Raw genomic sequence first — 13291 nt, 5'->3', positions numbered from 1 at the left:
GTTCATCCTGAGCCAGGATCAAACTCTCCAATAAAGTTAGTTTGTCTAGCATCTAAAATAAAAATTGACGTTTCACGTTGTTTGTTTCGTTCAGTTTTCAAAGAACTACTTAGTCGCTCATTCGCGACTTCCTTATGTTAACATCTTCATTTTTCAATGTCAACTAAGTTTTTCAATTTCTTTTTTGTCGTTTTCTGCGTTTCCGCATCAGCGACGGTTATTAATATATCATGCAGTATATACAGGGTCAATACTTTTTATAAAAAAATTTCACATCCCGTTAAAAACTTTAAAACCGCTGTAAAAATCATTATAGCGTCCATTCATTCTTCATGGTCCCCCTCCTATTCATTTCATATCTTATCCCTTTATCAATTTACATGAGAGTGAAAATTCTAAATTTTATGTTATATTATTAGTATAGGAGCGTGGTGAGAATGAGCATTAAGTATTCAAACAAAATCAATAAAATCCGGACCTTTGCATTAAGTTTAGTATTTATCGGCCTCTTCATTGCATACTTAGGTGTCTTTTTCCGCGAAAACATTATTATTATGACAACGTTTATGATGGTTGGCTTTTTAGCTGTTATCGCTAGCACTGTCGTTTACTTTTGGATTGGTATGTTATCTACTAAGACTATCCAAATTATTTGCCCAAGCTGTGATAAGCCAACAAAAATGCTCGGCCGTGTCGATGCATGTATGCACTGCAATCAACCTTTAACACTAGATCGAGATCTAGAAGGAAAAGAATTTGATGAAAAGTATAATAAGAAGAGTTATAAATCATAAGTATCAAGGGAAATACGAATTTGCAACACTACAAACGTTTCAACTCATTAAAAAGTTGATTTATTAAAAAATCAACTTTTTAATTGTTTTATTAAATTTATTACACCTATTTTTTCGAAATAACAGTAAACATCCCTGTCATATTAGGCGAATAATCTTTAAAATCATATTTTTCGTAGAATGATGTTTTACCTTGCGACGCAAACAAACCAATGAATGCTTTATCTGGAGCATTCTGATTTAAGTATTCTACTAAAGTATTCATTATTTTCTTTCCAATACCATTCTTTTGATACTCTGGATGAACCACTATATCTTGAATATAGAAATAGATAGCCCCATCACCAACAATTCTCCCCATGCCGATGATTTGATTATTATCCTTGACTGTTATACAGTAAATCGAATTTTGAAGTGATATTTCCGCCACCTCAAAGTTCATATAGTTAGTCCATCCCACAGAATCACATAAATATTTATATTCTTCCAATGTTGGAATGTTATTTTTAATCTCATATTTCTTCAAAATGTCCCCTCCCAGAATTCATTTCCACCAATACAAAGTAAATTCGACAAACTTTTATCTAACCCTCCTTACTAACTTAGCACTGTAAATCCCGATTAACCTCACGCTAATCCTTATATAATAAAGAAAGAGGCTGACGTATAGCCGTCAGCCTCTTTCTTTATTATATATTACGCCTTATGACACTCTGGACAAACGCCATAAATTTCTAAGCGATGACTATTGATAACGAAGCCTGTCGTTTTCGCAGCTTCCTCTTCCAGCTTTTCCAAGCCTCCATAAGGAAAATCAACAATCTTACCACATTTTTCGCAAATCACATGATAATGTTGACTTGTAACATAATCAAATCTACTTGAAGCGTCTCCATAAGTTAATTCCTTTACAAGTCCAACCTCTTTAAACACACGTAAGTTATTATAGACAGTTGCAACACTCATATTTGGAAACTTACCTTCTAATGCTTTATAAATATCATCCGCTGTTGGGTGCGTCATTGATTCCACAAGGTACTCTAAAATAGCATGACGCTGTGGAGTAATGCGTACACCCGTATTTTTCAGCATTTCTAGCGCTTCTTTTAATTCTTCTTTGACCACCGTCATGCACCCCGATTCTATACGGATTATTATTTTATAATTCTTATAAAGAGTGTACTCCTTTTCTTATAAATCGTCAATATTTCTACTATAAGTATGTAGTTTATTTTTATATTCAGGACTTGTTTTTATGTATCTTTCCCTTTTTTCTTCATATATTCCATAGAAAAAAGTGCGACATAATCGCACTTGGAATACTATCATCTGAGGAGGTATGCCCTACACTTCCACTTTATGTAAGGCAGTAAAATATGTATAGACACTTGCCTTGTTTCTACATATTTTATCCCCAATGTAGATTTATTTTATATAAGAAAGAACATCCTCAATATGTCCTTTCACTTTCACTTTACGCCACTCTTTTACAAGTTCACCGTCTTTATTAATAAGGAATGTAGAACGCTCGATTCCCATATACTCTTTCCCAAAGTTCTTTTTTAACTTCCAAACATCGTATAACTCTGCTACTTTATGATCTTCATCTACTAAAAGTGTAAATGGCAATTCATGTTTCTCAATGAATTTCAAATGTCTATTCGCTGAATCAGGACTTACTCCAAGAATAACCGTATCCTTCTCTTGAAATACTCCATACGCATCACGAAAATCACATGCTTCAGTTGTACATCCTGGCGTCATATCTTTCGGATAAAAATAGAGAACTACATTTTTACCGCGGAAATCAGCTAGGCGAACTTCTTCTCCGTTACTTCCCTCTAATGTGAATTCTGGTGCCATTTCTCCTACTGTAATCATAGTTATCACTCCTACTCTTTTCCTTTACTATAACAAATGCTTCCTTATTTTTCATTGTCTATTACAGACCTCATCACAAAAGCAAAAGGGAGTGTATATCCAATTAGCGCTTCTGCGATTGCAATCCATCGCCCAATTCCAATCGGAGATATGTCACCATATCCAACAGACAATAAAGTAACTGCGCTAAAATATAAACAAACTTCGACGAGTTGAAAAGAATGAGCGTTCAAACTTTCTCCGTCCTCTTTCAAAACTGCGAAACCCATTTCCTCTAATACAACGTAACTTAATCCAAATGCGATTAGTACTGTTGTATAGATTAAAAATAATGTGGCCAAATTATAGAGCGAAAAAAAACGCGTTGAATCCGAATAGGAACTCCATAATAATTGGACACTTTTCAAAATAGCGATTGCTGCAATTAATAGAATAAATCCCCATAACATGTCCTCCACCTCATTTTATATGTATGAGGTGGAGAACTGATTTATCCCTTAGAAACGAACAAGCTTCTATAATTAATTACCCGCGCCACGATACCTTTTTACCCCTTGGTTCCAGAGGGTGATTGCAATCGTAAAACAGATAATACCAACCATTGGCGTCGCAAATGCATAACTATTCCATTCTGTTTTTCTTAAAAAGTATGCCCCTGGATATACTCCAACAAATGCAAACGGTAAAACAAACGTTAAAATGAAACGAATTACACGATTATAAATATTAACAGGATAGCGCCCGTAATTACCTATGTTATACATAAGAGGCATAATTGAACTTTTCGCATCCGACCAAAAACCAAGGCTCGCCAGCGTAACAAATATCCCTCCATATACAAGTGCTCCTCCTCCTACCATCAATATAAATAAGAAGAAATCATACCAGTAAAAAGATAATTGTAACTCCACAGCTGCATATCCCATTACAACAATCCCTGTAATAGCTCCAATTAAAGATTCAAGTTCCATTCTTTCTAATATAATTTGAAATAGGCTATGGATCGGTCGCGTTAATACACGATCCATCTCCCCTTTAATAATGTATCGATCATTAAAATCCCATATATTAAAGAAAGCTGAAAAGATGGCAAATGGTACTAAAAAGAAACCATAAATAAAGATTACCTCTTCTCGACTCCATCCCTTCAATGCTTGTGTATGCCCAAATACAACGAGAATAAATATTAAATTAACTGCTTGAAGCGATAAATCAGAAAGTAAACCAACGATAAAATCGCCTCGATACTCCAATTTCGTTTTTATATATTGACTTGCATATTGTAAAAATAAGTTTATATATAGCATCTCATCATCCCCCTTGTACAATTAGACGTTTTCTCGCCGTTCTCCACATGAGTACAATTGGAATAATAAGTACAATCGCCCAAATCACTTGAAATACTAAAGCCTCATACAACTTACTCCCCTGTATACCTTCAGAAAAAATCATACTTGGAATATAACTAATAGCCTGAAACGGTAAAAACATCATTGCTTTTTGGGCCCATAACGGATAAAAACTAATTGGTAATAATAGACCTGAAAATAAATCAATAACAACGCGTTTTGCATACATAATTCCACTATTATTAAATAGGAAAAACGTAAGCATTCCCGTCATTAAATTAATTTGTGTATTAATAATAAAGCTAAATATTAAAGATAAGAAGAAATATAACCAAGTTTGAAAATTCGTTGTAATTTGCAACGAAAATAATAACGTAACGATAACCATGCCTGGAATGGAAAAGAAGGCAAAACGGAATATTCCCTCGCCAAGACCTTGCATAACTTTCATTCCCAAATAGTTATACGGACGAATTAATTCTACAGCCACACGTCCTTCTTGAATCTCCATCGCAATTTCCCTATCTATATTATTAAAATAGAAGGCACGTGCCATCCACGCGATTGCGATATACGTGGTCATTTGCGAAATAGATAAACTTTCAATATTCTCTTTTCCGCTATAAATTGCTTGCCATAAAAAATAGTAAGCACCGATATTAATCGTATAAATTAAAATCCCGCTATAGTAATTTGTACGATACGCAAGCATCATTAAAAAGCGAATTCGAATCATTTCAATATACTTACCCATGCGTAATACCTTCTTCATAAATGTTACGAATAATTTCCTCTGTAGACACTTCGTTAATTTTTAAATCTTTAATTTGAAATGCTTGTACTACTTTAGAAATAAGCATTGAAATAATAACTTCTTCATTCGGAATTTTTGCAACCCATGCATTTTCCTCTTTCGCTTTCGACCAAACAACATGATTATCTGGCATAACCATTGATAAAGCCTGATAGGAAACTGGTGCAACAAACTGAAAGTGAATTTCCTTCTCTGCTCCCCACTGCGTACGAAGATTACTTAAAGAACCGTCATACATAATATTCCCTTCATCCAGCATGATAACGCGCTCACATAAAGCTTCAATATCAGTAATATCGTGTGTTGTTAATAAAATTGTTGTTTTATAACGTTCATTCATTTCTTTTAAAAATTCACGTATTTTCAATTTCACAAGTACATCTAACCCAATTGTTGGCTCATCTAAAAATAATAACGGTGGATTATGAATTAAGGCTGCCGCTAATTCACAACGCATCCTTTGACCAAGAGATAATTTTCGAACTGGTTTATCTAATAAAGGCCCTATATCTAACGTTTCAATTACGTGCTCCATATGCTCCTTATACTGAGCGTCTGATACACCGTACACTTTCTTTAATAAACGAAACGATTCTTGTACTGCAATATCCCACCAAAGTTGCGAACGCTGTCCAAAAACAACACCAATTGTTCTTACAAATTCTTCTCTTTGTTTATGTGGGTTCATTCCATTTACTGTGATTTGCCCTGATGTCGGAGTTAAAATCCCCGTAAGCATTTTAATTGTTGTTGATTTACCAGCACCGTTCTCACCGATATAACCAACCATTTCACCTTGCTTTACAGTAAAAGATACATCATTTACTGCTGGTACTATTTTATAATTACGATTTAATAAATCGCGAAATGCACCCTTTAAGCCCGGACGACTTGAATAGGCTGTAAACTCTTTACGTAACCCTTGTACCTCAATTACCGATTTCATAATCGGACCCCCCTCCTAAATGTCACAACGAATAGTTTACCCAACTGCCTGCGCTATCACAAACAATACGTCTTTTCAAAAAACATGTTAGAATAATACATAGATTTTTGTAAGGAGATGAATTGTAGTGAAATTCACAAAGTCAGAAGCATTACATAAAGAAGCTTTAGAGCATATCGTTGGCGGTGTTAATAGTCCTTCTCGTTCTTTTAAAGCAGTTGGCGGCGGCGCTCCTGTTGCTATGGAACGTGGGAAAGGCGCTTATTTCTGGGATGTAGACGGAAATAAATATATCGATTATTTAGCAGCATACGGTCCTATTATTACTGGACATGCTCATCCGCATATAACAAAAGCAATTACAACAGCTGCTGAAAATGGGGTACTTTATGGAACACCAACAGCGCTAGAGGTAAAATTCGCAAAAATGTTAAAAGAAGCAATGCCTGCATTAGATAAAGTCCGTTTTGTAAACTCTGGTACAGAAGCAGTGATGACAACGATTCGTGTTGCTCGTGCTTATACAGGCCGCACAAAGATCATGAAATTCGCTGGTTGTTACCACGGTCATTCTGATTTAGTACTTGTGGCAGCTGGATCTGGTCCTTCTACTTTAGGAACTCCTGACTCAGCTGGCGTACCACAAAGTATTGCACAAGAAGTTATTACCGTTCCATTTAATAATGTAGAAACTTTAAAAGAGGCTTTAGATAAATGGGGTCATGAAGTAGCAGCTATCCTTGTAGAACCAATCGTTGGAAACTTCGGTATTGTAGAGCCTAAACCAGGATTCCTTGAAAAAGTGAATGAACTTGTTCACGAAGCTGGCGCACTAGTAATTTATGATGAAGTTATTACTGCTTTCCGCTTTATGTACGGTGGTGCTCAAGACTTACTTGGTGTGACACCTGACTTAACAGCGCTTGGTAAAGTTATTGGCGGCGGCTTACCAATCGGTGCTTACGGTGGTAAGAAAGAAATTATGGAACAAGTTGCTCCGCTTGGACCTGCATACCAAGCTGGTACAATGGCAGGAAACCCTGCTTCTATGGCATCAGGTATCGCTTGTCTAGAAGTACTTCAACAAGCAGGGCTTTATGAGAAATTAGATGAACTTGGTGCAATGCTTGAAAAAGGAATTTTAGAGCAAGCAGCGAAACATAATATCGACATTACATTAAACCGTCTAAAAGGGGCTTTAACTGTATACTTCACAACAAACACAATTGAAGATTACGATGCCGCACAAGATACAGACGGTGAAATGTTCGGTAAATTCTTCAAGCTTATGCTTCAAGAAGGAGTTAACTTAGCACCTTCTAAATACGAGGCATGGTTCTTAACTACAGAACATACAAAAGAAGATATTGAATATACAATCGAAGCTGTCGGCAGAGCATTTGCTGCCCTAGCAGACAATAAATAATCCCGTCATTAAAAGGAAAAAAGAAAGCTCACCTTTCTTTTTTCCTTTTTTCTATTTCATAAATTCCGTATTAATAGTATAATTATTCATAATTATCTGTTTTATATTCTTTTACAGCATTACTATCTCTGTGTACAAGGTGATTCGCACCTTAAATAGTAAGATTATTCTAACTTTTACAAGAGGGGGGATTGACGGATGCTCAATAAAAAAAATACATGGACACCGTCTTTATTTCGAGATTATAGAAATGCAGAACATGATGCGTGTGGAATCGTTTCCGTTATGGAGAAACGAAAAATTGCTACAAAAGAAAACATTGACCTTTGCATACAATCACTCGTCAAAATGAATCATAGAGCTGGTTTCATTAATGGTGAGGGCGATGGCATCGGCATTCACATTGATATACCAAAAACGCTTTGGAATGAAAAACTAAAAAGTAGCGGATATAATCCAACGATTGTGGATCATCCCCACTTTATCGTTGGACATTTTTTTCTAAATAAAAAAGAAGACATTACTGCCTTAAAAGATTATATTCGTACGCAATTAAACAACAAAAACTTTACTATCATTTTCGAAAGTGATGATGTAACAAACTCAGATGCACTCGGTCCACTTGGTAAACAAGAAGAACCTTTATTTTGGCAAGTTGCCCTTATCGCAGAAAACGAAATTACAAATATTGAGCAAACATTATTTTCTGTCACAATAAAAATAGAGGAAAACGAAGCAATTCATGTTGCTTCATTAAGTCGTAATCATGTTGTATATAAAGTTCTAGGTGCTGGTGATACGCTTGTTGCCTACTATAATGATTTACAACATCCGCTTATCGCTTCAACTATGACATTAGGACATAACCGCTACTCTACTAATACATTATCTAATTTTTTTCGTGTACAACCATTTAGCATTCTCGGACATAATGGTGAAATTAACACAATTGCGAAATTACGCGATCAAGCTGAAATGATTGATGTACCACTTACTGCAGGAGGCAGTGACTCTCAAGATTTAAACCGCACCTTAGAAACCCTACTTGTTCAATACAACTACAGCTTATTTGAAGCAATGGAAATTCTATTCCCACCAATTATTAATGAAATTAAACTTTATGAAACACCTTTACAAGATTTATATACGTATATACGTGAAGCGTGGGGACATTTTGCCCAAGGACCAGCTGGCATCATTTCCCGTTTTAAAGATGAAGCTGTTTTCAGCGTTGATTCCCTTGGATTACGCCCAGTATGGAAAGTAGAGACAGAGAGCTCTTATATTTTCTCTTCTGAACCTGGAGTTGTATCACCAACTAAATATGTAGCAGAACCAAAACCACTCGCTCCTGGAGAAAAAGTCGGATTAAAATGGAATGAACAAGATGAACTTGTTCTTTATGAATATGACAAATATCAAATCCAAGTATATAACCGTTTTAAAAAGCGAATTGATACTACCAATTACCATTTAAATTTATCTATCCCTGAAACGAAAAAAATCCAAGGGCTATGTGATTCTGTTCAAGTTGAAACGAAACAATACGTCGCTTTCGGATGGGACCGAGAACATATTCAACTCCTTGAACAGATGGCAACAAAAGGCGTTGAGCCAATACGCTCACTTGGGCATGACTCACCACTTGCCGCACTTGATACTGATAGACGAAATATCGCTGACTTCATTAAAGAAAGTGTAGCTGTTGTTACAAACCCTGCAATTGACCGTGACCGTGAAATTGAACACTTCTCTACACGTACTGTACTTGGAGAGCGTCCAAGTTTATTAAGCGGCGCAAAACGGCCATTTGTAGTTGAAATGCTTTCACCAATTATTTTAGAAGGCAGCGTGGCACAACCTATTGCAGAGGAATTACACACAATTACGTACGAACAACTCATAGAGCTATTTAAAACTCATAACTCTATCGCCACAATCTCTGCTACATTCAGCTCGTCAGAAACTCTACAATGTGCATTAAGCCGCATTAGTTCTGAAGCGATAGCTGCTGTTAACAATGGTGCTTCCCTACTAGTATTAGATGACGCAAAAGCCCATCTAAATGAGCGATTGTGGATTGATCCACATTTAGTTACTGCTAAAGTACATCAAGCATTAAGTGAAAATAAATTACGCCGCAATTGTTCTCTCGTTATACGTTCTGGTGCCCTTCGCTCCTTACATGACATTGTCACGCTATATGGATTAGGAGCAGATGGTATTAATCCATATTTATTATTCGCGACTGTAAATGACGGAACAAAAACACCAATTACGAATCTGTATAATGCACTTAATAAAGGATTAGAAAAAGTCATTTCAACAATTGGAATTCATGAGTTACGTGGTTACGGACGTCTCTATTCATCTATTGGGTTACATGAAGAAATCGCAAATATATTACAGATTACAAATTTCTTCGGTTCAAATGATTTAGCTTTTTCACTTGAATCACTTGTTGAAGATGCAAAAATGCGAGCGGATGATTATAACAATCCTAAAATTAGAATGCGAAAATCATTTCATATATTCCCGCGAATTTGGAAAGCAATCGGCGATGTTGCAAAAGGAAATTCTTATGATGATTACCGTGACAAGTTAAGTGAACTAGAAGAGAATAATCCCATCGCAATCAGACACCTTGTTCAAACGAAACAAACAAAACATGTCGTTCCAACTGAAGAAGTATCTATCGGCATTAAAAACCATGATTTTCCATTTATTATTAGTTCTATGTCATTTGGTTCTCAAAACGAAATTGCCTTTCGCGCATATGCAGAAGCGGCCGATCAGCTAAATATGATTAGCTTGAACGGTGAAGGCGGCGAAATTAAAGATATGATTGGAAAATATCCACATACACGTGGACAACAAGTGGCATCTGGGCGATTTGGAGTAAATGCCGAACTACTAAACTCATCGAACTTAATTGAAATCAAAATTGGTCAAGGCGCAAAGCCTGGGGAAGGTGGGCATTTACCTGGTTCAAAAGTAACAGCCAAAATCGCTGAAGCACGTAATGCGACAATTGGCTCAGATTTAATTTCACCTTCTAATAACCATGATATTTATTCAATTGAAGATTTAGCTCAAATGATTACGGAAATTAAAACAGCTAATCAACTTGCCAAAGTAGCCGTGAAAGTCCCTGTCGTTCCTAATATCGGAACAATTGCTGTCGGTATCGCCAAAGCTGGTGCTGATTTTATTAACATTAGCGGATTCGATGGCGGAACAGGTGCTGCACGTATTCACGCCTTGCAACATGTAGGTCTTCCTGTAGAAATTGGTGTTAAAGCCGCTCACAACGCTTTATTAGAAGCGAGCATGAGACATAAAGTAGAGATTTGGGCAGATGGTGGTATTCGAAGTGTAAATGATGCCTTGAAAATCATGCTTCTCGGAGCAAACCGTATTGGATTTGGCACACTATCAATGATTGCAATCGGCTGCACTACTTGCCGTGGGTGTCATCTAGATACTTGCCATGTCGGAATTGCAACACAAATCGAGTCTGAAGCACAAGCAAAGGAACATGGGTTACGCCGCTTCGTCCCACGCGAATTAGAAAGCGCAGTTACTGGCCTGCTAAATTTATTCACCTCTTTCGGTATAGAACTAAAACGATTAACAGGACAGCTTGGGTATACAAATTTACAAGCAATTGTTGGGCGTTCTGATTTATTAGAGCAAGTTCGAGGCGAAAATTTATTAAACTTACGTAATTTATTACAAATAATAGAACATCCATCTGTTACAACAACAGATGGTGTACCAGAAAAACAATTTAAGACAGTTCATTCCGCTGACTCAAAAGAATTAGTAGGCGTTGGTGTAGAGCAACGCGTTATGGGTGGTCTAGAATCATGTTATCGCGTTCGCAGTAAACTATATGAAGCTACTCAACTTGAACCACTTACATTAAAGTATACGAATGGTTCTATTCCCGGAAATGGGTTAGGCGCTTACAATAGTGAAAATTTATTTATACACGTAAATGGCGGCGCACAAGATGGCATTGGTAAAACTTCCTTTGGTGGTGGGATTTATATAACGAAATCAAAAGGAAAAGACGGAGTATATTATAACGGTTCTGTCGGAAAAGGATTTGGATATGGTGCACAAAAAGGGGCACTATACGTGCAAGGGAACGCTGATGCTCGCGCTGGCATTCGCCTTTCTGGGGCAGACATGATAATTGGAGGTAGAATAACAAAACCACTCCGTGAAAAAGAGCAAGGAAATATAGGGGCATACTCCAATATTAAAGGTTTTGCTTTTGAATATATGACAAATGGGCGAGCGCTTGTTTTAGGTGACCCTGGTCCATGGATTTGCGCTGGCATGACTGGCGGTGTTGTTTATTTGCGTCATGATTCAAACTTAGGCCTAACAGAACAGGCCTTAAAAAGAAGAATTGCAAAAGGGGCAAATGTTACATTACAACCAATTAGTAAAAATGGTTTGAAAGATGTAACTGAATTATTGCTAGACTATATTCGTGTACTAAACGAACATGAGCAATATGAGGAAGTTGCTTTATTAACAGCATTATTAGATGATATACAGAACCAGTTTTTTGAGATTATCCCGAAAAAAGAACAGGCAGACCCATCTATCTCAACAGAGTAAAATGAGTAATTTTCATTATTAAGAAAAAATTGACGAAGTACGCTTCTCATAGTAATCTATAGTAACAATTTGAGACCTGCTGAAATTCAGCAGGTTTTTTTACTAAAAACTGATGTTTAAAAGGAATTAGGAAAAATTATAAAGTGAAACTTTAATTAGCCCACACCAATCGAGCGTTTACCGGCATCTAGCTTCTAATTTTTGAGGCAGGAATCTTACTACTCACAATTAGCGGGATAAAATGAACACTAATTTCTTTTAACGTCACTAAAATATCACTTGCTAACATATTGTAATGAATGTATAGTATCATGTTGTACATTCATTATGACAAGAGAAAGGATCTTATTAAGGGTATGAAACTTGGTGCTCGCATTTTAAAAACGGGTATTGCCATCACGTTAGCTTTATTTGCTTGTATTTTACTTCAATTACCGAGTCCGGTATTTGCGGGAATTTCAGCTATCTTTGCTGTTCAACCGTCTGTATACCGTTCTTATTTAACAGCACTTGAACAAATTCAAGCAAATGTAATTGGTGCGATATTTGCTATCGCATTTGCTACTGCTTTTGGACATAATCCTTTTATTATTGGATTAACATGTATATTAGTAATTGCTCTTACATTACAATTACGATTAGAAAACACAATATCAATTGCTTTAGTAACAGTTATCGCCATTATGGAGTATCAAGGCGAAGATTTCTTTAGTTTTGCCTTACTTCGATTTGCGACGATTATGATTGGTATTATTGCGGCTTCACTTGTAAATTTAGTATTTATGCCGCCAAAATATGAAACAAAACTTTATCATCGTATCGTTGATAATACAGAAGAAATTGTAAAATGGATTCGAATGAATAGCAGGCAGGCTTCTGATTTTACAACGCTAAAAACTGATATTGATCGTATGAAAGAAAAAATGATCAAACTAAATCATTACTATTTGCTGTATAAAGAAGAAAGAAGCTATACGAAAAAAGTAAAGTTCGCAAAAATTCGTAAGCTCGTTTTATTCAGACAAATGTTAGCGACAACAAGCCGTGCTTTAAGTACGTTAAAATCATTACACCGTACTGAAAATGAACTGCGCTATATGCCAGAAGAATTTCAGGAATCTATCCAAAACGAACTTGACTCATTAACGCATTATCATGAACAAGTTTTATTAAAATTTATTGGTAAAGCAAAAAAACAACAATCAGTTGAAATGCTTGATGAAGTTGAAACAGGTAAACAAGAATTAATTGATATCTTTATGGAATATCAAAATAAAGACGATGAAGAAGCATATAAAACATGGTTACATCTCTTCCCTCTTATTTCTTCCATCATTAACTATAGTGAAGAAGTAGAGCATTTAGATTTGCTTGTAGATAGCTTCTACACATATCATAAACCAGAAAAAGAACTCCAAATCGATGATAAAAAAGAAGACGAATAAA

General features: G+C 36.0%; 11 protein-coding genes. 4 read left to right on the top strand and 7 right to left on the bottom strand.

The features are described from left to right. Window positions 1-437 precede the first annotated feature (437 nt). Entirely contained in the window at window positions 438-794 is a 357-nt protein-coding gene (locus tag ACTFR8_RS25675) for a YgzB family protein (protein ID WP_000025058.1), read from the top strand. A 106-nt stretch (window positions 795-900) separates the two neighbouring features. On the opposite strand, the gene ACTFR8_RS25670 is transcribed toward ACTFR8_RS25675, so the two are convergent. The 7 genes from ACTFR8_RS25670 to ACTFR8_RS25640 all read right to left on the bottom strand — a co-directional run bounded on the left by ACTFR8_RS25670 (window position 901) and on the right by ACTFR8_RS25640 (window position 5784). After that, on the bottom strand, window positions 901-1320 hold the full coding sequence (locus tag ACTFR8_RS25670; protein WP_000759738.1) for a GNAT family N-acetyltransferase: 420 nt from the start codon (window positions 1318-1320) through the stop codon (window positions 901-903). Window positions 1321-1490: 170 nt separating this feature from the next. Then, the gene (gene perR / locus ACTFR8_RS25665) at window positions 1491-1919 is read right to left on the bottom strand and encodes a peroxide-responsive transcriptional repressor PerR (protein WP_000237829.1); all 429 of its coding nucleotides are present in this window, start codon (window positions 1917-1919) and stop codon (window positions 1491-1493) included. Between the two features lie 300 nt (window positions 1920-2219). Next, a complete protein-coding gene (bcp, locus tag ACTFR8_RS25660) occupies window positions 2220-2675 on the bottom strand; it encodes a thioredoxin-dependent thiol peroxidase (protein WP_000633710.1) in 456 nt (151 codons plus the stop codon). A gap of 44 nt (window positions 2676-2719) precedes the next feature. Next, a complete protein-coding gene (locus ACTFR8_RS25655; protein ID WP_000964343.1) occupies window positions 2720-3124 on the bottom strand; it encodes a potassium channel family protein in 405 nt (134 codons plus the stop codon). Window positions 3125-3196: 72 nt separating this feature from the next. Beyond that, entirely contained in the window at window positions 3197-3982 is a 786-nt protein-coding gene (locus tag ACTFR8_RS25650) for an ABC transporter permease (protein ID WP_000965776.1), read from the bottom strand. Between the two features lie 4 nt (window positions 3983-3986). Beyond that, window positions 3987-4778: an ABC transporter permease gene (locus ACTFR8_RS25645; RefSeq protein ID WP_000521519.1), complete on the bottom strand. Its 792-nt coding sequence runs from the start codon at window positions 4776-4778 to the stop codon at window positions 3987-3989. Further along, a complete protein-coding gene (locus tag ACTFR8_RS25640) occupies window positions 4771-5784 on the bottom strand; it encodes an ABC transporter ATP-binding protein (protein WP_000843658.1) in 1014 nt (337 codons plus the stop codon). The genes ACTFR8_RS25645 and ACTFR8_RS25640 overlap by 8 nt, the downstream gene beginning before the upstream one ends. A gap of 127 nt (window positions 5785-5911) precedes the next feature. On the opposite strand from ACTFR8_RS25640, the gene hemL reads away from it, so the two are divergent. From hemL to ACTFR8_RS25625, 3 genes are all read left to right on the top strand, one after another. After that, window positions 5912-7210: a glutamate-1-semialdehyde-2,1-aminomutase gene (gene hemL, locus ACTFR8_RS25635; RefSeq protein WP_000673236.1), complete on the top strand. Its 1299-nt coding sequence runs from the start codon at window positions 5912-5914 to the stop codon at window positions 7208-7210. A 198-nt stretch (window positions 7211-7408) separates the two neighbouring features. Continuing rightward, complete coding sequence (locus ACTFR8_RS25630; RefSeq protein ID WP_252209776.1) at window positions 7409-11845, top strand: glutamate synthase-related protein; 4437 nt, start codon at window positions 7409-7411, stop codon at window positions 11843-11845. 356 nt (window positions 11846-12201) lie between these two features. Further along, window positions 12202-13290 (top strand): aromatic acid exporter family protein, encoded by a 1089-nt coding sequence (locus ACTFR8_RS25625; protein WP_000765787.1) that lies wholly within the window; start codon window positions 12202-12204, stop codon window positions 13288-13290. The last annotated feature ends 1 nt before the right edge of the window (window position 13291 follow it).

The organism is Bacillus cereus group sp. MYBK15-3, from assembly GCF_051916765.1.
GTDB classification, from domain to species: Bacteria; Bacillota; Bacilli; order Bacillales; family Bacillaceae_G; genus Bacillus_A; species Bacillus_A cereus.
Note: the sequence above shows the minus strand (reverse complement) of the source record. Positions and strands in the feature narration are given on the sequence as shown.